This is a genomic window from Brevibacillus sp. FSL K6-2834, assembly GCF_038592925.1.
Taxonomy (GTDB): Bacteria; Bacillota; Bacilli; order Brevibacillales; family Brevibacillaceae; genus Brevibacillus; species Brevibacillus borstelensis.
In genome coordinates this window covers 2,905,667-2,927,242 of the sequence record NZ_CP151945.1, presented here as the reverse complement: position 1 = coordinate 2,927,242, position 21,576 = coordinate 2,905,667, and the positions used below count along the sequence as shown (strand labels likewise).

General features: G+C 51.9%; 21 protein-coding genes. 17 read left to right on the top strand and 4 right to left on the bottom strand.

Annotation, left to right across the window (positions count from 1 at the left end):
• The first annotated feature begins 72 nt into the window (after positions 1-72).
• From dacB to NST96_RS14425, 8 genes are all read left to right on the top strand, one after another.
• The gene (gene dacB / locus NST96_RS14460) at positions 73-2,970 is read left to right on the top strand and encodes a D-alanyl-D-alanine carboxypeptidase/D-alanyl-D-alanine-endopeptidase (RefSeq protein WP_342404147.1); all 2,898 of its coding nucleotides are present in this window, start codon (positions 73-75) and stop codon (positions 2,968-2,970) included.
• 112 nt (positions 2,971-3,082) lie between these two features.
• Positions 3,083-4,177 carry an Ldh family oxidoreductase gene (locus tag NST96_RS14455; RefSeq protein ID WP_231504285.1) on the top strand — a complete coding sequence of 365 codons (1,095 nt, stop codon included), beginning with the start codon at positions 3,083-3,085 and terminating at the stop codon, positions 4,175-4,177.
• 58 nt (positions 4,178-4,235) lie between these two features.
• Positions 4,236-4,628 (top strand): aspartate 1-decarboxylase, encoded by a 393-nt coding sequence (gene panD, locus NST96_RS14450; RefSeq protein ID WP_003390483.1) that lies wholly within the window; start codon positions 4,236-4,238, stop codon positions 4,626-4,628.
• Entirely contained in the window at positions 4,625-5,353 is a 729-nt protein-coding gene (locus tag NST96_RS14445; protein ID WP_227277719.1) for a YheC/YheD family protein, read from the top strand. Before panD ends, NST96_RS14445 begins: the two co-directional genes overlap by 4 nt.
• 159 nt (positions 5,354-5,512) lie before the next feature.
• Positions 5,513-6,295, top strand: coding sequence for an IclR family transcriptional regulator (locus NST96_RS14440; RefSeq protein ID WP_003390480.1), 783 nt, complete (start codon positions 5,513-5,515; stop codon positions 6,293-6,295).
• The gene (gene pxpB / locus NST96_RS14435; protein WP_003390479.1) at positions 6,292-7,029 is read left to right on the top strand and encodes a 5-oxoprolinase subunit PxpB; all 738 of its coding nucleotides are present in this window, start codon (positions 6,292-6,294) and stop codon (positions 7,027-7,029) included. Before NST96_RS14440 ends, pxpB begins: the two co-directional genes overlap by 4 nt.
• The gene (locus NST96_RS14430) at positions 7,026-8,033 is read left to right on the top strand and encodes a biotin-dependent carboxyltransferase family protein (RefSeq protein ID WP_031933066.1); all 1,008 of its coding nucleotides are present in this window, start codon (positions 7,026-7,028) and stop codon (positions 8,031-8,033) included. The genes pxpB and NST96_RS14430 overlap by 4 nt, the downstream gene beginning before the upstream one ends.
• Before the next feature lie 13 nt (positions 8,034-8,046).
• Positions 8,047-8,817: a 5-oxoprolinase subunit PxpA gene (locus NST96_RS14425; protein ID WP_003390477.1), complete on the top strand. Its 771-nt coding sequence runs from the start codon at positions 8,047-8,049 to the stop codon at positions 8,815-8,817.
• On the opposite strand, the gene NST96_RS14420 is transcribed toward NST96_RS14425, so the two are convergent.
• Together NST96_RS14420 and NST96_RS14415 are read right to left on the bottom strand one after the other, a co-directional pair.
• Complete coding sequence (locus tag NST96_RS14420) at positions 8,814-10,052, bottom strand: MFS transporter (RefSeq protein ID WP_342404146.1); 1,239 nt, start codon at positions 10,050-10,052, stop codon at positions 8,814-8,816. The two genes, NST96_RS14425 and NST96_RS14420, sit on opposite strands and share 4 nt — an antisense overlap.
• 65 nt (positions 10,053-10,117) lie before the next feature.
• On the bottom strand, positions 10,118-10,309 hold the full coding sequence (locus NST96_RS14415; protein ID WP_031933067.1) for a hypothetical protein: 192 nt from the start codon (positions 10,307-10,309) through the stop codon (positions 10,118-10,120).
• A 282-nt stretch (positions 10,310-10,591) separates the two neighbouring features.
• Here NST96_RS14415 and brnQ point away from each other — a divergent pair, with 282 nt between their 5' ends.
• From brnQ to NST96_RS14385, 6 genes are all read left to right on the top strand, one after another.
• Positions 10,592-11,902, top strand: a complete 1,311-nt coding sequence (gene brnQ, locus NST96_RS14410; protein ID WP_338460895.1) for a branched-chain amino acid transport system II carrier protein — start codon at positions 10,592-10,594, stop codon at positions 11,900-11,902.
• Between the two features lie 70 nt (positions 11,903-11,972).
• Positions 11,973-12,353: a hypothetical protein gene (locus tag NST96_RS14405; RefSeq protein WP_024983621.1), complete on the top strand. Its 381-nt coding sequence runs from the start codon at positions 11,973-11,975 to the stop codon at positions 12,351-12,353.
• A 254-nt stretch (positions 12,354-12,607) separates the two neighbouring features.
• On the top strand, positions 12,608-13,792 hold the full coding sequence (locus NST96_RS14400; RefSeq protein WP_122959040.1) for a DUF418 domain-containing protein: 1,185 nt from the start codon (positions 12,608-12,610) through the stop codon (positions 13,790-13,792).
• Positions 13,793-14,001: 209 nt separating this feature from the next.
• A complete protein-coding gene (locus NST96_RS14395; RefSeq protein WP_251237730.1) occupies positions 14,002-15,180 on the top strand; it encodes an acyltransferase in 1,179 nt (392 codons plus the stop codon).
• A 156-nt stretch (positions 15,181-15,336) separates the two neighbouring features.
• Positions 15,337-16,236, top strand: a complete 900-nt coding sequence (locus NST96_RS14390; protein WP_311068431.1) for a DMT family transporter — start codon at positions 15,337-15,339, stop codon at positions 16,234-16,236.
• A gap of 288 nt (positions 16,237-16,524) precedes the next feature.
• Complete coding sequence (locus NST96_RS14385) at positions 16,525-17,229, top strand: membrane protein (RefSeq protein ID WP_003390465.1); 705 nt, start codon at positions 16,525-16,527, stop codon at positions 17,227-17,229.
• A 153-nt stretch (positions 17,230-17,382) separates the two neighbouring features.
• Here the strand turns inward: NST96_RS14385 and NST96_RS14380 are convergent, their stop codons facing one another.
• A complete protein-coding gene (locus NST96_RS14380; protein ID WP_003390464.1) occupies positions 17,383-18,678 on the bottom strand; it encodes an aminotransferase class I/II-fold pyridoxal phosphate-dependent enzyme in 1,296 nt (431 codons plus the stop codon).
• A gap of 167 nt (positions 18,679-18,845) precedes the next feature.
• Here NST96_RS14380 and def point away from each other — a divergent pair, with 167 nt between their 5' ends.
• From def to NST96_RS14365, 3 genes are all read left to right on the top strand, one after another.
• Entirely contained in the window at positions 18,846-19,370 is a 525-nt protein-coding gene (def, locus tag NST96_RS14375; RefSeq protein ID WP_024983618.1) for a peptide deformylase, read from the top strand.
• Between the two features lie 52 nt (positions 19,371-19,422).
• Positions 19,423-20,448, top strand: coding sequence for a homoserine dehydrogenase (locus tag NST96_RS14370; RefSeq protein WP_024983617.1), 1,026 nt, complete (start codon positions 19,423-19,425; stop codon positions 20,446-20,448).
• 80 nt (positions 20,449-20,528) lie between these two features.
• Positions 20,529-20,672 (top strand): hypothetical protein, encoded by a 144-nt coding sequence (locus NST96_RS14365; RefSeq protein ID WP_170208386.1) that lies wholly within the window; start codon positions 20,529-20,531, stop codon positions 20,670-20,672.
• A gap of 101 nt (positions 20,673-20,773) precedes the next feature.
• Here NST96_RS14365 and NST96_RS14360 read toward each other — a convergent pair whose 3' ends face one another.
• Complete coding sequence (locus tag NST96_RS14360) at positions 20,774-21,376, bottom strand: TetR/AcrR family transcriptional regulator (RefSeq protein WP_243014185.1); 603 nt, start codon at positions 21,374-21,376, stop codon at positions 20,774-20,776.
• Positions 21,377-21,576: the final 200 nt, after the last annotated feature.

Below are 21,576 nucleotides of genomic sequence, written 5' to 3'. Positions count from 1 at the left end.
CAAAGTGATAAGATAATGGGGACTGCTTCTAGAATCGGCACCATGGCAACAGAATAGGACAAGGAGGGTATTATGAAACGACTGCTCAAACGCACTGGCTGCTGGATTATGCTCATGCTGCTCGTCTTTCAGTTGGCAGCGGTTCCCGCCCTGGCTCAGGACACGACAGGTACCTCGGAAGCGCTTGCGGCAAATATCGAGCAGGCGATATCCGAGCTGGACAAAGACCCCAACAGCATCGGCTTGCACGCGGGAATAGCGGTATATGATTTGACAGATGAAAAAGCCTTGTACGGGCATAACGCGGACAGAACGTATGTGCCTGCCTCCAACATGAAGCTGTTTACCACTATTGCCGGTTTAGACAAGCTGGGACCGGATTATCAGTGGAAAACAGAGGTGTACGCCACAGGTAAGGTAAGTGGCGGCGGGGTTTTAAACGGAGATTTGATCCTGAAGGGCTTCGGTGATCCCAGTCTCACTGTCGCAGATCTGCAAGCCATCGCGGCTGCCCTGAAAGAAAAAGGGATCAAGCAGGTAAACGGAAAATTGCTGGTGGATGAAAGCTATTTTGACCCGACTCGGCTTGGCTACGGCTGGATGTGGGATGATGAGGTGTATGGGTACAGCGCCCAGCTAAGCGCCTTGGCAGTACATAAAAACATGCTGACGATCACGGTGGAGCCAGGGAAAAAAGCGGGAGACACGCCGGTCCTCACCATGGAGCCAGCCACCGAGTATGTGCAGGTCGTAAATCAATTGCAGACGGTTGCCGGCAAGGACAGTGATATTTCCGTCCAGCGTCCGCGCGGCAAAAACACGATCATCTTCAGCGGAACGATTGGTGTAGAGGCAGCTCCTTATCAAGAGGATGTCACGATGGAGGACCCTGCCCTGTACGTTGCGGACATTTGGAAGCAGCGTTTGACCGCGAGCGGCATCAAGCTTCACCCGCAGGCAAGCGTGGAGAAAACGACGCTTTCCACTGGCACTCCTTTGTATACGCATCTGTCCAAGCCTTTCTCCGAGATTTTGGTGGAGCTAAACAAGGACAGCGACAATTTTTATGCCGAAATGCTCCTCAAGACACTTGGAGCAACAGAAAAGGGGGAGGGATCGGCGGAAGCGGGAAGCGAGGTGGTCGCGGACGTATTGAAACGAGCCGGTGTCGAGGCCGGGTATGTGCAAAAGGACGGCTCCGGACTTTCCCGTTTTAACTGGATCACGGCAAATCAAATGGTGAAATTGCTTACGTTTGTGCAGGATCAGGAATACAGGGATGCACTGGAGAAGTCACTGCCAATAGCAGGTGTCGACGGAACCTTGAAAAATCGCTTGAAAGGCACACCGGCAGAAAAGATGGTCATCGCGAAAACGGGCTCCATGGGCGGCGTAAACAGCTTGTCCGGATACGCCACTGCGAAAAATGGAAACAAGCTCGCTTTCTCCATCTTGATCAACGGGATTTACAAATCCAAATATGCGCGGGATTTGCAGGACAAGGTAGCGGTACTGCTGGCCTCCTATCCGGACATCAAGGCTCCTGACGGGTACAAACCGGCAGTGCCTGACGCCTACAAGCTTTCCGCATTGCTTGACCCGATCGCCGAGGAAGCGGATGCATCCGGGATTACTGCAGGGATTGTCGTCAAGGCTTTGGATCAGGAGCAGGGGGAAGCGATCTGGTATGAGCACGAGGCAGACACGCTGTTGACCCCGGCTTCCAATCTCAAGCTGCTGACGACAGCGACAGCACTGGCACAGCTTGGCAAAGACTATCAGTTCAAAACAGAAATGTACGGATCCACTCCGCTTCCGAAAAACGGGGTGTACCAAGGCGATCTCTACCTCAAGGGCTACGGCGATCCGACTCTTCATACAGAAGACAATCTGAAGGTGCAAGAGGGCGTATCGATGGAGGAAATCGCTGCCTGGCTGAAGGAACAGGGAATCAAACGGATCAACGGCAATCTCATTCTCGACGAGAGCTACTTTGATCAAGAGCGCCTTGGCCTTGGCTGGTCGTGGGACGATGAAAGCTACTACTACAATCCGCTGTTGGGTGCGTTGGCATTGAACCGCGGAACAGTCATGATCGAATTCCAGCCAGCCGTTCGCGCGGGTGACCCGGTACCGATCAACCTGCTGCCCAAAACGAAGTATGCAAATGTGATAAACGAGGCAAAAACGGTGAACTCCGGTCAGGAAAACACCTTTGCCATCGAAAGGGACCGCGGGACCAACACGATCCGGGTGACGGGCAATTTTCCTTTGGGGACGGCTCCCGATTACGAGCGCGTTCCTGTTGAAGATCCGGCATTGTATGCAGGGACTGTGCTTCGAGAGACACTCGAAAACGCGGGAATCTCCTTCTCGGGGAACAGCACGGTCAGCGTCGGAACAGTGCCCCAACAGGCAGTCAAATGGACCGAGTTCACTTCCGAGCCGTTATCGGAGATCGTTTCCTATCTGAACAAGAAGAGCGACAACTTTTATGCGGAAATGCTGTTGAAGACACTGGGAGCGGTGAAACGGGGGGAAGGAAGCTCGTCAGCAGGCGTGGAGGTCGTACAGGAGACTCTTTCGACATTGGGGGTTGAAACGAACTTTGACATGGTTGACGGCTCCGGTTTGACACGCTACAATCTGATCTCCGCCCGCCATATCGCAGATGTTCTGGAGGGGATGACGAAGCATGCTGCCTATCAGGAATACCTCGACTCTCTCCCGATAGCCGGCGTAGATGGTACGCTGAAAAATCGCATGAAGGGAACGGCCGCCGAAAACAATGCCCGTGCAAAAACGGGAACACTGACTGGAGTGAGCAGTCTGTCCGGCTATGTCCAAACGAAGGACGGACAAAAGCTCGTCTTCTCCATCGTGATAAATGGATACGCACCCAAGAGCGAGTATATGACGGCGATCCAGGATCGGATCGTGTCAGCACTTGCCTCCTATGAGGACAAATAAGCTCCAAACCAGCCCGTTCATGGGCTGGTTTTTTGCTGTTTCGCAAATAGGCCTATGCCGTGCCGGGCTGCTTTCGGTTGTCATATCTATATTCAGACTGGGCAGGGCCAGAATGAAACCGATGCAAAGAGAGGGCGTGGGAGTGGTGTGTCCGAATCGATACGATTGGAAACGGTTAGAGCAGTTTGCAACAGCGATTTTTGTTCGGGCGGGAGTTTCCACGCGGGATGCGGAGACTGTCGCCCGTTCGCTCGTCCACGCCGACCTGCGCGGTGTCCACTCTCACGGACTTGCGCGCATGCCTGTTTATGTGGAACGGATTTCAGCCGGATTGATCGATGTCAGCAAGGCTCCCGTCATTTTGAGAAAAGCGGGGGCCACGGCTGTCGTCGACGGAATGAACCATTTGGGAGCGGTTGTCGGAGAGGCCGCTTTGCAGACAGCTATCGAAATAGCCGGGAAGAATGGAACGGCCATCGTCGGGGTCAGGTGTTCCAACCACTTTGGAGCCTGTTCTTACTATGCTGAACAAGCGATTCAAAAAGGGATGATTCTCTTCGTCATGTCCAACGCTCCACAGACGATGGCTCCGACTGGAGGAATTCGCCCTTTTTTTGGCTCCAATCCGATTGCAGCAGGCATTCCGGCGGGTTCAGCCCCTCCATTCCTGCTCGATATGGCGACAACGGTAGCTGCTCGCGGGAAAATTGCTCTGGCGCGGAAAAAGGGCGAAGCCATTCCCAAGGGCTGGGCGATCGATGAACGTGGACGGGATACGACAGACCCGGCAGAGGCCTTGCGCGGAGCGCTTCTTCCCATCGGTGGCGCCAAGGGTTATGGCATCGCCATGTTCGTTGATATTTTATGCGGCCTTTTGGCGGGGGCGGGATATGGTCCGGGTGTGCACAGCTTGTACGATAACGATGAGCATCCGCAAAATGTAGGGCATTTTTTTTGGGCCCTTCAAATTGAGAGCTTCATGCCGCTGCCCCTCTTTCAACAAAGGATGGATCAGTATATTCAGCAGATCAAAGCGGAGCCCAAGGCGGAAGGAAGAGAGGAGATTCTGATTCCCGGCGAATGGGAGTGGCGAACGGCAAAAGAAAGGCAGGTCAGCGGAGTTCCGCTCCCCGACACAGTCGTTTGTGAGCTTGCGGCGCTTGGCAGTACATGGGGTGTCGAGCTGGAAGACGCACGCATCCAATAACAAGGACAAAAGGTCCCTCATAGACTGGTGTCAGTGGTGTTTGGAAAGGAGATGCCGGATGCAAAGACATATGTGCAAAGGAAAGATTCATAGGGCAACCGTTACACAGGCAGAGCTTGATTATGTCGGGAGCATTACGATTGACAGCTTGCTCATGAAGGAAGCAAACATCCTGCCTTACGAGATCGTGCAAATCACGAGCCTACGCAACGCTACCCGCTGGAAAACCTACGCACTCCCTGCACCTGAAGGCTCCGGGAAAATATGCCTGAACGGTCCGCCTGCCCATTTATTTCAGCCGGGGGACATTGTCATCATACTGAGCATGGGCATGTATACGGAAGAAGAAGCCAGCCAGCTAATTCCTCGTGTCGTGTTTGTCGATTCGGAAAATCGCATTACCAGGATCGAGGAACATCATCTTATTACGAATGGAGAGAATGCCACATAAAAGCGCCGAATGTTGGAAAATGGAGCAAACACCTGGTGATGAGACAGGATGAGCGTCTGTGGGAATTCCTCCCAGATACGGTCCTGTTTGAACCGGAGGCCCTTTGGAGGCATTTGGAAAAATATCGATCTGTCATATTAAAGCCTTCAGGTGGCGGCGGTGGAGCTGGGATAATCAAGGTTACATCTCTGGGCGATTCTCGTTACCAGGTTCATGCCGGAAACGGGCGCAGGGTTGTCAAAGGGGAGGAGGCAACGGTCAAGTATGTACGTTCCTTGTTCAGGCCGAAGCCATACTTGATCCAGCCGTATCTTCGCCTGGGGAGGATCAACGGACGTCCCTTTGATATAAGGGTGATGATCCAACGAACCAAAGGAAGGCCCTGGGTCGTGACCGGGTTTCTCGCCAAGCTGGCAGGCCCGGGATTTATCGTCACAAACATCGCCCGAAGCAGAGGCAAAGTTTTGCCGCTGACGGTCGCTCTCGCCCAATCAAATGTCGATGTGTCCCCGGATTTGTTAGAGGAGATCAAATACGTGGCCCAGATGACTGGCGAATGCTTGGGAAAAAAATACCCCACTCTCAGGAAAGTTGGGCTCGACTTGGGGATTGATACAACTGGGAAACCGTGGATCATCGAAGCGAACTTTCGACCGTCGCTGTCGCTGTTCCGAAAGCTTCCAGACCTCCGGGCCTATCGACGAATCGTCAAGTTCAGCAGGTAGAAGCCGACCACTTGTCACTGCCACGGACAAGTGGTCGGCCTCTTTATTTAAGAAATAAACAGAACATTCAAGATTGTCATTTTAAAGAGGTCTTGGTTATAATGAGGAGTACATACAAAAACGGAATGCAATTCCGATATTCGGAACGGAGAGATCGCTTTGTCCGAAACCAATAAAACGGTTCTGAAAGCACTAGAGCTGCTTCAATTGTTTCTTGATCACCCACAGTTGACGCTGCAGGAGGCAGTCCATCTGTCCGGACAGCCCAAAACCTCTGTATACCGGATGCTGATGTCTCTGGAAGAGGGAGGCCTGCTGAAGCGGACGGATGTGGGAGCGTATGAATTGGGACTTGGGTTTCTGCAATACGGACAAGCTGTTTCAGAACGGATGGATATCCGCCGGGAAGCCCTGCCTGTCATGGTACGGTTAAACGAAGAAATTGGCGAAGCCGTCAACCTGATTATCCGGGACGGCGAAGAAGCAACTTATGTGGAAAAGGTAGACACCAAAGAGCCGATCCGGGTATACACAGCGATCGGACGGCGGGCTCCGCTGTACGCAGGGGCCTGTCCCCGAGTTCTGCTCGCTTTTTTGCCCGACGAAGAGCAGGAAAAATACTTGTCGCGTGTAAAGCTGCAGCCGGTCGCGGATTGTACGATTACCGACATCGACGTGCTTCGCCGTGTGCTGTCTGAGTCAAGGCAAAACGGTTATACTGTCAGCCACTCCGAACTGTACAACGATACGTCAGCGGTAGCCGCACCGATTTACGACCATAGCGGCAGTGTGATCGCAGGGATCAGTATTGTCGGGCCGACCAGCCGGTACAAGGAAGGACAGATACAGCTGTTGGCCCAAAAAGTAATCGAAGCCGCACAAGCCATATCAAGGAAGCTGGGCTGGAATGACAGAAGGTGCGGGAGGGGAGCCATGCAATGAAAGACATTCAAATGGAACCGATGGGAGATCAAGCCCTCATCATTCGCTTTGGCACAGTGATTGACCGGACAACTCACGAAAAGGTGAGACAATTTGCCGCATGGCTGGACCAGCATCCTGTTCCGGGAATGGTCGAATACATCCCTGCTTTTACGACCGTGACAATCTTTTACGATCCGGTATCGCTTTACGAACAGCGAAAAACGGATTTCTCCGCGAACGAACCGATCATTTCACCGTATGAAAAGCTGCGTTTGTTCCTCGAAGCCGCCTTGAAGCAATTATCGGATCAGCCGCCTGCCGCCGGAAATACCGTGGAGATACCTGTTCTCTACGGAGGTGAAATGGGTCCCGATCTTTCCGAGGTAGCCGCTTATCACCAGATGAGCGAGGAAGAAGTGATCCGGATTCATTCGGAGGGAGACTATCATGTATTCATGATCGGGTTTGCTCCGGGCTTCCCTTATATCGGCGGGTTGTCGGAAAAAATCGCTACCCCGCGCAAGACGAGCCCGCGGCTAAAAATCCCGAAAGGCTCGGTCGGCATCGCAGGCGAACAAACGGGAGTTTACTCGCTGGAAACGCCGGGAGGCTGGCAGATAATCGGGCGGACACCGATAAGCTTGTTCCGTCCGGAGCACAATCCCCCGAGTTATTTGAAGGCAGGAGATCGCGTGCGCTTTGTTCCGATCACGGCAGAAGAGTACGAAGCGTATAAGGAGGGGGAGGCATGAGTCTCAGAGTGATTCGTCCCGGACTGCTTACCACGGTGCAGGATGGAGGGAGAGTCGGCTTTCAGAAGCATGGCGTGATCGTCGGGGGCGTAATGGACACGTTTGCACACAGGATGGCAAATTTGCTGGTTGGCAATGAAGGGTCAGAGGCCACCTTGGAGATGACGATGAAGGGCGATACGTGGGAAGTGACAGAAGATACGCTGCTCGCGATTTGCGGAGCAGACATGAAAGCGATTGCTGACGGCCAACCGCTGCCGCGATGGAAGCCTGTATGGGTCAAGGCTGGGACGGTCATACAGTTTGGCGTCAGCCAGCACGGGGCCAGAACATATGTAGCGATAGCAGGAGGCTTTCAAATCCCGCTCGTAATGAACAGCCGGTCTACGTATGTCAGAGCAGGAATAGGCGGTTATGAAGGGCGGGCATTGCAAAAGGGAGACGAACTGAAAGCAGATAAGCCCGGACCGCAAGCCAAGAAGCTGTACGATTTTTTGCGAAAACAAGCCCGGGTGGCTTCCTTTTATGCGCCGGATTGGGGGATTGCCTCGGAACTCATGCCCCGCTACCACGAGCAGCCTATCGTCCGCGTCGTGAAAGGGAATCAATTCGACTGGTTTACCAGGGAGAGCCGGGAAGCGTTTTTCCAGCAAGCTTATCGCGTAAGTCCCCAATCGGATCGCATGGGCTATCGCCTGGATGGTCCCCTTCTGGAGCGGATTGACAAGAGCAGAGAGCTCGTTTCCGAAGCAGTTACGTTCGGTACTGTGCAGGTTCCGGCTGAAGGCAATCCGATCGTTCTGTTGGCAGACAGGCAAACGACCGGGGGCTACCCCAAGATTGCCCAGATTATCAGTGTCGATCTGCCGTTGATCGTTCAAACAAAGCCCGGGGATGCGATCCGTTTCCGGGAGGTTGACCATCAGGAGGCCGAGCGTCTTTTGATTGAGCGGGAACAGCTAATCCGCCAGGCGCGGCTGGGCATGCAACTGAAATATGAGTAGGAGGCTGGAGGAAATGACGTTTCGCATTGACTTGAACTGTGACATGGGAGAGGGCTTCGGCGCGTATAGCATCGGGAACGATGAGCAGATCTTGCCCTACATCACTTCGGCCAATATCGCTTGCGGCTTTCATGCCGGCGATCCGGCAACCATGCGAAAAACCGTGATAGCAGCGCTGGACAAAAAGGTGGCGGTAGGGGCCCATCCCGGTTTGCCGGATCTGATCGGCTTTGGCAGAAGGAATATGTCCATTACTCCTGCAGAAGCTTATGAGTACGTTGTCTATCAAGTCGGCGCCCTGGAGGCATTTATCCGTGCAGAAGGCGGTAGCATGCAGCATGTAAAGCCGCACGGCGCACTGTACAATATGGCTGCCGTCGATCCGGAGCTGGCAGAGGCGATCGCGGAAGCAGTCTACCGGGTCAATCCCGAGCTGTTTTTGGTCGGACTGGCGGGAAGCCATCTCATCGAAAAAGGTCTCCAAGCGGGATTGCGCGTAAAAAATGAAGTGTTTGCCGACCGGACGTACCAGCACGATGGAACCCTCACTCCCCGGTCGCAGCCGGATGCGCTCATCACAGATGAAGAAAAGGCGGTTTCCCAGGTGATCCGGATGATCAAAGAAGGGAAGGTAGCCACGAGACAAGCCGTGGACAAAGAAATCGTTGCGGAAACCGTCTGTATACATGGGGACGGCCAGCATGCCGTGGAATTTGCAAAGCGCATCCGTGCGACTCTGGAAGAATCGGGCATCGCGGTCATGGCAATGGGCCTCGAGACTTAGCAGCCTTCCTGCAAATGTCTTTCTTCCGTTTTGCTTTCCGCGTAATAGGCTTGTTTGGATTTCTTGAACACATTCAGCAGCAAAACAACGGAAAGAACGACGGATATAAAAGAAAAGAGCAGGGACACCGATTGCAGGTCGAACGTTTCGGAGGCGATGCCTAAAAGAAATGTGCATACAATCTGGACAATGCTTTGAAACATCCCTGCCAAGCTGCCGAATCGTCCCATCATGTCTGCCGGAACGTTGTTTTGGTAAAACGTTTGATAGCCTGCATTTGCAAAAGACATAAAAAAACCTAAAATCAAAAAGCTGATCGCGGCAGTCAAAAAGCTGAAGGACCCGTAAAACATGGTGTAGCCGATCGTGGTGAGCAGCATGCCGACGGCTAAGTACGCTTGCAGCGAAAATTTTTTCGTTGTAGCTGTGGCTGTTATCGCTCCTGCAATCGAACCAACGCCAGCGATGCTCACGATCACACCATACAGCTTGTCGGTTAAGGACAATTGCTGCTTCAGAAAGGTGACCTCCTGAGAATCAAGGGCAAACGCAATCATCATGGCCATCTGGAAAAGCAGATAAATCCGCAAGAAATAACGATCATGCAAAACAAACGCTTGAACGATACGCCAGTCATTTACGATCATGTTCCATGAAAGAGGCTGGCGTCGTTGCAAAGCCTCGTCGGAAACATCAGGCAGAAGGGCAATCAAAGCCGCACAAAAAAAGAACGTAATGCCGTTTATGAAAATGCACAAACTCGTTCCTGTGGTAGCAATCAGGACTCCGGCAATGGCGGGCCCGATGAGGAAGGCGCCGGCATTCAGCATGCTCATGATTGAGTTAAAACGCCTGCGCTCTTCGGGTGTAACCAGCTTTGTCACGTAATACGTCGAGCTTGGGCCAAAGAAGGAGCCCGCCACATTCGCAATGAACAGAATGGCGTAAACAACCCAAACAGAGGACAGCAATGGAATCAAAAGAACGAGAGCGCCCCGAGCCACATCCGAATAGATCATGAGCTTCCGTCTATTGACCCGATCAATCAGAGAGCCCGCCCAGAATTGAGTCAGCAGCCTTGCCACCGGTCCAACGATATATATACCTGCTACCGCTGCAGCTGAACCCGTCATGTCCAAGATGAAAATATTCAAGGCAACCAAATAAATCCAATTGCCCAAATAAGATACACCAATACCGCAAAGCAACAACGAATAGGTCCGCCAATTCCCCATACATCCACCCTGTTTCAAAATCTCCAAAAGCAAAGTCCTCAGGCTGACTGTCTTTTGGGTAAAGCCTAAGGAGCGAACGTGTCCCCCAAATTCGGCAATGTCTTGTAAATAGCCATGCCGATCAGAAACAGCACGAGCAGCTTCAGGATTGTGGCAGTGAGGATGCTTTCAACATGACGCTCAATGCTGCTCTCTACCACGATGTAAACGACCACCGCAATACATGCAAGCAAGAAAAATCCGATAATAGGCCACATTCCAGCATATCACCCCGGATACGTCATGTTGGGCTGCAATCGAAAGGCTTTCTATAAGGATAACAGAACTGGATACAATTGGAAGCTGGTGATTCCTCTTTGGACGGGAAGGGACGAGTATGGAGATGCGATCTGCTCCTGGTACCTTTCCTTTATGAAAGTTCAAAATATAGTGAAACAGCATACTTTATTTAACATTACGAATACCTCCCTGTCACTAGATTCGCTTTGAAAAAGCTGATACAATCCCTCCATTACAGCTAGGAGGGAACAACCGAAAAGATGAATGCGCTGTCCAAAAAAGAAATCGTCCTCATAAGTCTCATGTTGTTTTCCATGTTTTTTGGTGCGGGCAACCTCATCTTTCCGCCATTTCTGGGTCAGTCTGCCGGTGATCAGGTAGGGCTTTCTCTTGCCGGCTTTATTTTGTCAGCAGTCGGACTGCCGATTCTGGGCGTGGCAGCCATCGCCAAGGCGGGGAGCTTTTACGAGTTGGCCAAACGGGTTCACCCTGCTTTTGCAAGCTTGTTTCCACTGCTTATTTACGTCTCGATTGGACCGGGACTGGCCATTCCGCGGGCGGGAAGTCTGGCTTATGAGATGGGCATGCTGCCTTTTTTGCCGCAAACCGCAGCGACACAGCCCGTGGGACTTGCCCTGTATACCCTTGTATTTTTCGGGCTGGTCTTTTGGTTTAGTCTGTCTCCGTCCAAACTGGTTGACCGGTTTGGCAAGCTGATGACACCAGCGCTCTTGATTCTGCTCTCGTTGATCTTCGTAAAAAGTCTCTTTGGTCCAAAAGGGGGGCTTGTGCAAGCGGAAGGGGCGTACGCTGCTCACCCTGTGATGCAAGGCTTTCTCGACGGATATTTGACGATGGACGCACTGGCGGCGCTTGCCTTCGGCATTGTCGTATCCAATACGCTTCGGTCCAAGGGAGTCACAGAGCCTGGCCGGCTGTCCGGTTACATGATGGCCGCAGGCACGGGGGCGGGAATTTTGCTGGCCGTCATCTATTTGATGCTGGGTGCTATCGGCTCTACTCACGCATTTTTGGGCAAGGCAGAGAACGGCGCACAGCTTCTGACCAATGTGATGGGGCATTTATTCGGCTCCTCCGGCATTCTCCTGCTTGGGGTCATCTTTACGGTCGCTTGTCTCTGCGTTTCCATTGGACTCGTGACCTCGTGCAGCCAGTACTTTTCCGGGCTGTTTCCGCGCATTTCCTATCGCGGGTGGGTTGGCCTGCTCTGTATCGTGAGCATGCTGATCGCGAACATGGGGTTGACGCTGATCCTGAAGATTTCAGTGCCGATTCTGGGCGCCATCTATCCGGTCGCGATCGTGTTGATCCTCTTCGCGCTTGCCGAGCCGCTGCTTTCTCCGCGATCTCATCTGTATGTAACGGCAGTCGGACTCGTTGTAGTCTACGGGCTTCTCGATCTGGTCAATACGATGCTTTTGCCGCGCAGTATGGACTTCTTGCTGGCCAGCCTTCCCCTGTATTCGGAGGGAGCCGGTTGGGTGGTGCCTGCATTTGTCGGCAGCATTCTCGGTTTCGGAGTAGATCTGCTGCGCAAGCGGGCTTATTGAAAATGACTTGTGCTCCCAATCCTTCCTTGTTAAGATGGAGAAAATATTGACTCAATTTGGAAGTGATTGGATGTACAGGAAAAAGGCAATCCTCCCTGCAGCGCTTTTGCTTTTTCTCACCGGCTGCGAGGAGAAGCCGCCTTTTACAGTTTCGGTCGGGCAAGAATCGGTTGAGCCGCAGCATCGGATAGAAGTAAATGAATGGCTGAAGCGTTTGGATCGCTCATCCGATGCGGTGCAGATGTATGACATGGAAGGGTATATATACTATTCTGTAAAGGGGTACAAGGATGTCTCTGTATCCTATATTTTCGAGGAAAGTCGCGGCAATACGAAAAGGACGCTGAAAACGACCTTTATCCGGGGAAATGATACGGATACGCTGTTTGTCAAAGTGAAGTACGATGCCAAAAAATGCTGTGATCTGAAAGTGATCGATGAACAGCCATAATGGCACGACGGGTGTGGTTGGAACATGAGGATGCAAGGAACCGAACCGAGATATCGGCAATTGTTAGTTGAATAAGCCCCGTTTGTTGAATAATCCCGTTTCCTTTATGAGGAGGCGGGGTTTTTGCTTGCTTGCATAGGCGGTACGAGAAGATACGGAGATTGTGGAAGAAAATAGTTCGTTACTTTTTACTTGGATCAGTCGTATTAAACAATGGGGGATTATGGAAGTGCACGAGAGAAAGGTTGAGATGCATGCAAACAACACCTACCCCATTGACCGAGAGAATCAATGAACTGGATGTCATCAGGGGATTTGCGCTCTTCGGGATTTTTTTGGTGAATATGCCGGGATACATGCAGCCGGAGCTTTTTCTCAGCATGCAGCGCATTCCCGAACACGCAGGCGCCGTTGATTTGTGGCTGCGGATGATGCTGGACATGCTTGTTCAGACCAAGTTTTACACGATCTTCTCTTTTTTGTTCGGCGCAGGGTTCTACCTCTTCATGAGCCGCCTGGAGCAAAAAGGGGTGCCGGTTGGCAGCAAGTATTTCAGGCGGTTGACCGTGTTGTTTTTGTTTGGCATCGTACACTTGTTGTTCTGGTTCGGGGATATTTTGCACACGTATGCGTTGGCTGGCATCCTGCTCTATTTGTTCTACAAAAGGCGGGAGGTTGTCATCAAAAGATGGGCGATCGCGTTGCTCGCTCTTTTACAGATACCGATGGGACTGGCGCTGCTCATCCCCGATGACGGACACGCAACAGGCGCCCAAGAGGAGCATCTGGCCAGACAAGCGGTCGACGCCTATCAAAACGGGAGCTTGGGGGAGTGGCTCTCCTTTCGCTGGAACTATGAATTCCCGGTGCTCTTTCAAAATGAATGGCTGATGATTCTGACCGTATTGCCGCTCTTTTTATTTGGACTGTATGTCGCCAAAAAAGGGGTGTTTCACCAGCTCGGCCAATACGAATCGGCAATCAGACGATACTGGGTGATTTCGCTTTTGACCGGATTTCCGCTGGCAGTGCTGATTCCCTTGGTTCACTTTGGGATCGTCCCGATTCCGGGTTCGCTGGAAATGACTCGTCTTGTGCTGATTCAGTGGAGCGGATTGGCTCTGTGCGTTTTTTACCTCACATCGATTTTGCTGATGATGAGAAAAGAACAAGGCAGCGAAAGGCTTGCCTTCCTGGCACCTGTGGGGCGAATGGCGCTGACCAATTACATCGCCCAAACTGTGCTTTGCATAAGTACCGTCAAGCTTTTTCACTTATACGGTTCAACCCCGCTCTGGGTTGGCTTCATGCTGTGTCTGCTGATTTTCCCGATTCAGGTGGCGTGGAGCAAATGGTGGCTATCGCGTTATCGTTACGGACCGCTGGAATGGGTATGGCGAAGCCTGACTTACGGGTCTGTTCAGCAGTTAAAAAAGTGAGAAGACAAGGACTTTGGAGGAAATGTATGAGACCAGATACTTTGATGGCGATCATTGCCGTCTCCATTCTAACGACCGGCTATTGGGCCTTGTGCAAATGGTTGCAATCGCGCTAGCGTAAACATTCCTATTGCCTCTTGCCAAGCTGACAGGTAAGATGGTGAGTGTTGTTTTCCATGTCTATGGCGGAAAGGTATGACGTTTAAAAAATGGCCCGAAAAGAACGAATCGTCGAATTGGATTATGTCCGATCATTTGCTTTTTTGGCTGTCGTGTATCAGCATGTCATCGGCGTATACATTCGCAAGCCGGGAGTTGGGGAAGAGACGGCGTTTCTTTTTGGGATGTTGTTTCATCTGTTGAAATTTGCGGTTCCTGCATTCGTATTCGTCACGGGACTCGTGCTGTTTTACAACTATTACGACCGCTTGCAGTATCCGCGGTTTATCCAAAAGAGGTTTACGGAGATCGTGGTGCCTTACGCGGTCTGGTCGATCGTCTATATGGCGATGCATCACGACCTGACTGGATTCAATCCGGAGACGCTGTGGCTGGTGCTGAAAAAATGGATGACAGGAACCGCTTCCTATCATCTGTGGTTTGTCGTGATGATTTTCCAGTTTTATCTCTTATACCCGATCCTGCTAAAGCTGTTCAAGTGGACAAGACATGCTGTACGGGGAAGAGCGGGCAGGACGTTTGCCGTTGGAGCTGCTGCTCTTGCCTACGCCGCTCTGATGTGGTTCTCCGTCCGCTATATCCCGGCTCATTCGTTTCGGTTTGATCTGGCCTGGCTCGATGCTTACTTGATCAAATACCGGGATCGCAACTTTCTGTATTACTCTTTTTATTTTTTCATGGGCGGTCTGGCTGCACTGGCATTGCCGCAGTTTCGCGTCTTTTTGCAGAAAAGGTGGCTGTGGCTGTTCGCCGCTTTTGGTGTCACCTACGCCTATATCGGGTATGAGCTGGTCAAACATTCGGCCGGCCCGATTGTCAATTTGAATGTGGCAACCTCGCTGAAGCCTTCGATGTTTCTCTATACCGTAGCCCAGCTCCTCGTCGTCTACCTCGTAGCCGTGTGGGTGGGCAAGTCGGGTTCGCAATGGAAAAAATGGCTGACGATGCTTGGGCATTATTCATATGGCGCTTATCTCATCCACGGGCTCGTCCTGACGTATGTGATGAAATTGCTCAATCACTGGGAGTGGACGGCAAGCGGGATCGGGGGCAGTCTGATCGCGTTTGTTCTCTGTTCTGCGTTTTCCTTCGGGTTGTCTTACGGCTTGGCTAAATTGCCTTTTGGCGCTTTGCTTGTGGGAGCTGCCGAGAAGAAGAAAAACAGCTCGGCTCCATCGACACCGAAGGAGTATAAACAAGCGATATGAAGGCTTTCAATTGCAAAAAACACGGCTTCCCTTGATTATCAAAGGGGAGCTTTTTTTGTGCGGAAATGTTCCGAATTTTCGTAATCAAAGCAGGAGTTAAACGGGCAAAAATGGTATATGTTATGTCAAGATAGATAAAGGGGTGGAGCGTACAGGATGATCGCTTCCTATGTGCAGTTGGCATTATCGATGGCATTTGTCGGCATTAATATTTCGGTGGGAAAAGCCATCGTCGAGCACGTACCTGTTTTCTTGTTTTTGGAATTTCGCTTTATCCTTGCCGTGATTATTCTCCTTCCTTTGCTGTCCATGCGTGGAGAGTGGAAAAGCTCGTGGCGGAAAGAAGAGGGGAAGACGCTGTTCTGGCAGTCTTTCTTTGGGGTGTTTTTATTTAGCATTTGCATGCTTTACGGGGTGCAGTGGACTACAGCCACTTCGGCAGGCATCATTACGAGCACCGTACCGGCTTGCATCGCTTTGTTTTCTTTTCTGCTCCTCAAGGAAAAAATACGCTCACATCAACTGGTCTCCATTTTATTTTCGGTTGTGGGCATCGGCTTCATTACCTTTACGGGCGGAGCGGCAAGCGTGGGCTGGGGCGCCATGTTTGGAAATCTCCTCGTATTTTTGGCCGTCATCTCGGAGGCCCTCTTTACGATCTTTGCCAAAAGGCTGTCGGAGAGTGTGACCCCCTTTCAGATGACGGCGGCGATCAATGTGATCAGTCTGATTTTGTTCCTCCCATTTGCGATTGCCGATCTGATCAAGACGGATTTGACTGCTGTACCGTTCCAGATCTGGCTGCTGATGATCTACTATGCCGTCACCGCAAGCGTCCTTTCTTTCGTCCTCTGGTACAGAGGCGTAGCGAAGGTGGCTGCTTCTACAGCCGGCTTGTTCACCGGCTTTATGCCGGTCAGCGCTGCGCTCGTGTCCGTTCTCTTTTTGGGTGAACAGTTCACGTGGGCTCACGGAATGGGCATGCTGTTTGTACTCGGGGCAGTTGTGGCTGGCACCAGAAGCGTCGAGGATCAGAAAGTGAGGGTGGAAAGGTAGCGCCAGCGGCCTGGAGATGGAGTTGTGAAGGTCGAGTCGAGGCGCAGAGAAGGCAACCAGCAAGGCTCACCAGAGCTTTCGAAAGATTCCAAACAAAATCGTCCAGAACCCACTGCAAATAATTTTTTACGGAAAGTCTGCGATTTCGCATCGCAGGCTTTTTTGGGGGCGATGTTTCACCGGCCTTGACAAAATAAGGCTCCACAAATATAATTAGCTAGGTAATTAATTTGTAAAATACGTTATAAATAGAGAACATTTTTGCTAACAGGAGAGGAGCATATACTGTTGAAAAGAGAGAAAACAGCAAAGGGGAAACTTCCGTTGTTTGCGGCCAAGCTGGTTCTGTTTTTACTCGGTTTGGTCGTTTTGTCGATGGGCGCCGTCAGTATGATGAAAGCGGCATTAGGCGCATCTTCTTGGGATGTCCTGCATATCGGCCTGTCGGGTTTGACCGGCTTGTCAGTCGGTTTATGGGTACAGATCGTTGGTATTCTGATGGTCGGAATCGCATGTATTCTGGATCGGCGTTTGCCGCAGATCGGGAGCGTCGCCAACATTTTGTTGATCGGCTTTTTTGTCAACATCTTCCTTGCGAGCAGCATCATTCCGGTTGTGACAGCGCAGTGGGCGCGGTTTGTCGAATTGGTTGTCGGGATTGTTCTGATGGGTATCGGGTCGGGGATGTATGTCGCGTCCCGCTTGGGAGCCGGTCCGCGGGATGGAATCACGCTGTCGCTCGTCCGTATCACCGGCCGATCTGTCCGCCTGGTCCGTACCTGCTTGGAAGGGACGGCGCTCTTTTTGGGCTGGATCGCGGGTGGACCGATATCGTTCGGCACATTCTTGTCAGTATTTCTGGTCGGCCCTGTGATGCAGGCATCTCTTCGCTTTTGGACAGTCCAAGTCCGACGTTGGGAGCGCAGGCTGTTGCCTGCTGTCGACATGGATCAGCTTGAGCAGCCCGCGCAAATGGCTGAAAGAGTATCGTAACAGGAGAGTCGACGTGATTTGGCAAGAACTCTCGATTTATTTCGCAGTTGGAGGATGGCAGAAGAGCTTGATTTCTGTTCGAACCTGCATATCTGGAGCGACACGAAAAAAAGCGTCTTGGATGAGCATCCAAAACGCTTTTTTCTGTTTCCATTACCCTTGCAAATCGAGAACTCCTTGGTAAATCAGGGAGAACAGTTCGTCGATGTCTTCTTCTTCAATACAAGAGAAGGCAATGCGCAAGTCGGTCTTGCCCAAAGCGATCGTACCGACACCATATTTCTCAAGCAAATGGGTACGCAATGTTTCCGCATCTACATTCTTGAGCTTGAGACACATAAAGTATCCCGAGTTGAAAGGATAGTACGTCCACACGTCATCAAATTTGCCGCTGTCAAGCAACTGCTTGACCCGGTTGGCGCGACGTTTCATGATCTCGAACTTTTCTTGCTTTTCTTGGTTGAAAGTCGGTGAATTCAATGCGTGCAGGATAAAGGTTTGGGACGGGTGCGGTCCGCTGGAAATCGTCGCGCGGATCATTCCGAGCGTTTTCTGCTCCAGGGCAGCCAGCAGGGCATCGCTTTTTCCGCCGTAGGTGATAAAGCCTACACGGAAACCCCAGACGTATTCTTCCTTGGTCGCGCCGTCCACCTTGATCGGCAGAATTCGCGGATGCAGGTCGCAGAGCGCGCCGAACAGAGACTCCTGCAAGGAATCTTCAAAGAACAGACTGAAGTAGGCGTCATCGGTTACTGCGACGATGTTGATTCCCGCCTCGGCACCAGCCTTCAGCGCTTTGAGAATTTCTTCGGCTTCCTTTTGCCCAGGCGTATATCCGGTCGGGTTGTTCGGGAAGTTGAGGACGACGATCGCTTTGCCCTTCTCTTTTTGTGCCAGGATCGCATCCTTGAGACCTTCAGCGTTGAAAGTCATTTCATCGTTATAAAGCGGATAGTAAACCATTTCAGCACCGCGGCGAATGGAGAATGTCAATTCGTAGTTCTCCCAGTTTTTGTCGGGGATAATGACGCTGTCTCCCGGTCCAGCGTACAAGTCCGCCACGACACTCAGACCGTGGGTCAATGCATTCGTCACGATCGGATTGCTGAAGGTTTTATTTTCCAGAGAAGGATGCTCCTCCAGCATTTTTTTCCTCCAGGCGGCGCGCAGCTCCGGCTTGCCGGCAGGGGGAGCGTACTCGTAAAGGTCTTTTGGTGCATAAGCGGACAACGTGTCCTGGATCGATTTCAAATGCATCGGCTGGCCGTTTTCCAATGCAATCCCGATCGTGGCGTTGTACTTTTTGGCCTTTGATTTCGCTTCGGCAGATTGACTGAGGATGCCTTCCTTCGGGAAGTAAATCAGTCGGCCCAATTCAGAGAGCATGTCGAAAAAGTGCGGATTTTCACGTTGAATTGTCTCGTTGAGCTGAGATGCAAGTGGATGCATGGTTTCCTCCCTCTTCGTTTCCATCAACTTCATGTTTACCATTTAAGATAGCGTATATAAGCGTATTTGTCGATGAAAAAACAGGCGTTCAGCAAAGCGTTTGACGAAAGGGGACCGCTTTGTTACGTTGGATACAAATTGACTCGTTGTCGGGGAGGAGAAGCGAGATGGCTGAACGGATGATCGTGCAGCTGGGGGATCCGATTCTAAGGGAACGATCCAGGCCGGTGAGCCCGATTACGCAAAATGTGTGCAACATTCTGGATGACATGGCGGACACCATCTACGCGACCGAGGGAAGAGCAGGTCTTTCTGCGATTCAGATCGGGATACCCAAGCAGCTGGTCGTCATGGATTGCGGAACCGGCCTGATCGAACTGATCAATCCGGTAATCGTGGACAGCCGGGGTGAGCAAAAAGGAACCGAAGCCTGCCTGTCCATTCCCGGTGTCGTTGGCATAGTCAAGCGGGCCCAATATGTAAAAGTAAAGACGCTAACGCGTGCGGGAGAAGAGGTCGTACTGGAGGCAGAAGGATTTTTGGCCCGGTGCGTGCAGCATGAAATCGACCATTTGCATGGCATCCTCTATATCGACTATGTAAATGAGCTGTACGATGACCGGAAAGGCAAAAAGCTGAAGCCGGCAGACGCCAATCCCATCCTCGCTCATCGGCGTCGTTTGCCGCGTTGATTCGGCCGCAGACAGCGAATCTAGTACGGTACACAGCAAGGAGGAACTCGCAATGAAACGATACGACGTGGTCGTCTCCGGATTTGGCTCGGTAGGCAGACAAGTCGCAAGATTGCTTCACGAGCGCAAGGAAAGATACCGGATGGTCTACGATGCCGATGTCAGGCTTGTCGGCGTCATGCGTTCGACCGCTGGCTGCTACGCGGATGAAGGACTGGCACTCGAACAAGTCCAGGCGTTTTCCGCAGAGAAAAGTATGGGAGATAAAAAGAAAACGGGAGCCGACTTCCTGGCAGCATGTCCATTTGACATCCTGATCGAAGCGGGTCCTTCTGATATTGTCACTGGCGGCATGGCCCTCTCCTACATGAGAACCGCCCTGTCCCGCGGCAAGCATGTCATCGCGATCTCCAAAGGGGCGCTGATAGCAGATTACCAGGGGCTCCATGAGGCGGCCAGACGACATGGGGCCATGCTCAAAGTAAGCGGAGCAACGGCTGCAGCTTTGCCGACGGTTGATTTGCTCCAGTACAATTTGGCCGGTTGTGAAGTGGCGCTGATCGAAGGAATATTTACCGGAACAGCCAATTTTGTGCTGAGTGCAATGATGGAAGAAGGCATCTCCATGGAGGAGGCGATTATCCGCGCCCAGCAGATGGGGATTGCCGAGCCTGATCCGCGCTTTGATCTCGAAGGCTGGGACACGGCCTGCAAGCTGACAATTATGGCCAATGCAGCTTTTCATGCAGGCATTCGCCTGTCGGATGTGGCACGGAAGGGCATCCAAGGCATCACACCGGAGCTAGTGCAGAAGTGGAAAGCAGACGGTCTTGTCCCCAAGCTGGTAGGCAGTCTGCGCAAAGTCGACGACACTCTCCAGGCCGCTGTGGACGTGCAGCTATTGTCCGAGACTCACCCGTTCGCCCAAGTCCGCGGGACGACCAAAGCGATTCGTCTGGAAACGGACACAATGGGGGAGCTGTTGGTGGTGGGAGGAAAATCCGACCCGGTGGCAGCCGCAGCTGCAGCCCTGAAAGACCTGGAGCACATCCTTCAGGCAAACCGGGCAAAAGGCTGAACGAATCCCTGAAGAACGAATAGCTTCACATCCCGGGTGCGTATACTAGGCACAGGTCGCACTCAGTGAGGAGGCTTCCCATGGACCAACAACAAAACAATGACAAAGATGTCAGTGTAGAGTTGCAGCAGGTGGGGGCATACCCGACCAAACAGACAATGCATGAAAAAGAGGTACCTTTGCTAGAGGAGCAGAAGTGTGACTGCTGTTCCACAGAGAGCTAAGAGCGTCGAAGCGAAGAGAACGCTTTGACGAGTACCTCTTGAATGTGAAAAGCCGGAGTGGTACCGTTCCGGCTTTTTGCTATTTCCCGCCCCGAAAGGGCTCACGCAAACGGAGACAGCTCATACGGCCCCTTGATCGCAAGCCTCATCAATTGCAGCGCCATGAAGCGGGGAGAATAGCTCATGCCGCCCTCCAGCCACCACATGATGACTCCTAAAAAGGCAGAGGCGGTATAGCGGACAATAATCTCTCGCTGTGCCGTGAGCTTGGTGTCATCGGGCTGGAATTCGTCCAGGCCTTGGGAGATGTAATCGGTGATGACTTCGATCAGGCGAGCAGCGAGTGGTGCCTGGTGATGGGACAGCATTACCTTGTAAAAGGTCGCATGGCGTGCAATCTGTTCAAACAGGCAGACGAACACGGGGTGCGGTTGATCTACGTGCAAGTCTGCTTTTTTCGCATGTTTGGTCGTTTCGCGCAGACTGTCCACCAGCTCCGAGAGGACTTCTTCTGTGCTTTGCCACATCAAATCCTGTTTGTCTCGATAGTGGAGGTAAAAGGTGGCCCTATTCAAAGTGGCACGCTCGGTAATGTCCTGTACGGTGATGGCCTCATACCCTTTTTCCTGTATGAGCGAGGTAAACGCGTCCTGAATGAGCTGGCGTGTCCTCCTGACCCGCGGATCAATCTTCTTCGGTTTCATCGACATTCTTCCCATCCTTGTTGAACTTTTTCTATGTGATCCACACAACGTTGATCTTCTGTTGATTTATCGTCACTTCGGCGTTTTGTGTTGTTTGCCCATATAAGAAGGGCATTGATATAATTATTTACGACACAGTGTCGATAAAACAACTAGTTGTTTAAAATTTTTTTGAATTTCTTTTTCAGAAATGAAAAAGC

Coding starts and splice junctions, on each gene's coding strand:
- NST96_RS14455 (WP_231504285.1), top strand. CDS start 3,083: ATGAAACCGATGCAAAGAGAGGGCGTGGGAGTGGTGTGTCCGAATCGA.
- brnQ (WP_338460895.1), top strand. CDS start 10,592: ATGAATGCGCTGTCCAAAAAAGAAATCGTCCTCATAAGTCTCATGTTG.
- NST96_RS14365 (WP_170208386.1), top strand. CDS start 20,529: ATGGACCAACAACAAAACAATGACAAAGATGTCAGTGTAGAGTTGCAG.
- NST96_RS14380 (WP_003390464.1), bottom strand. CDS start 18,678: ATGCATCCACTTGCATCTCAGCTCAACGAGACAATTCAACGTGAAAAT.
- NST96_RS14405 (WP_024983621.1), top strand. CDS start 11,973: ATGTACAGGAAAAAGGCAATCCTCCCTGCAGCGCTTTTGCTTTTTCTC.
- NST96_RS14370 (WP_024983617.1), top strand. CDS start 19,423: ATGAAACGATACGACGTGGTCGTCTCCGGATTTGGCTCGGTAGGCAGA.
- NST96_RS14430 (WP_031933066.1), top strand. CDS start 7,026: ATGAGTCTCAGAGTGATTCGTCCCGGACTGCTTACCACGGTGCAGGAT.
- NST96_RS14425 (WP_003390477.1), top strand. CDS start 8,047: ATGACGTTTCGCATTGACTTGAACTGTGACATGGGAGAGGGCTTCGGC.
- NST96_RS14400 (WP_122959040.1), top strand. CDS start 12,608: ATGCAAACAACACCTACCCCATTGACCGAGAGAATCAATGAACTGGAT.
- def (WP_024983618.1), top strand. CDS start 18,846: ATGGCTGAACGGATGATCGTGCAGCTGGGGGATCCGATTCTAAGGGAA.
- NST96_RS14395 (WP_251237730.1), top strand. CDS start 14,002: ATGGCCCGAAAAGAACGAATCGTCGAATTGGATTATGTCCGATCATTT.
- NST96_RS14420 (WP_342404146.1), bottom strand. CDS start 10,052: ATGGGGAATTGGCGGACCTATTCGTTGTTGCTTTGCGGTATTGGTGTA.
- pxpB (WP_003390479.1), top strand. CDS start 6,292: ATGAAAGACATTCAAATGGAACCGATGGGAGATCAAGCCCTCATCATT.
- NST96_RS14415 (WP_031933067.1), bottom strand. CDS start 10,309: ATGTGGCCTATTATCGGATTTTTCTTGCTTGCATGTATTGCGGTGGTC.
- NST96_RS14360 (WP_243014185.1), bottom strand. CDS start 21,376: ATGAAACCGAAGAAGATTGATCCGCGGGTCAGGAGGACACGCCAGCTC.
- NST96_RS14390 (WP_311068431.1), top strand. CDS start 15,337: ATGATCGCTTCCTATGTGCAGTTGGCATTATCGATGGCATTTGTCGGC.
- dacB (WP_342404147.1), top strand. CDS start 73: ATGAAACGACTGCTCAAACGCACTGGCTGCTGGATTATGCTCATGCTG.
- panD (WP_003390483.1), top strand. CDS start 4,236: ATGCAAAGACATATGTGCAAAGGAAAGATTCATAGGGCAACCGTTACA.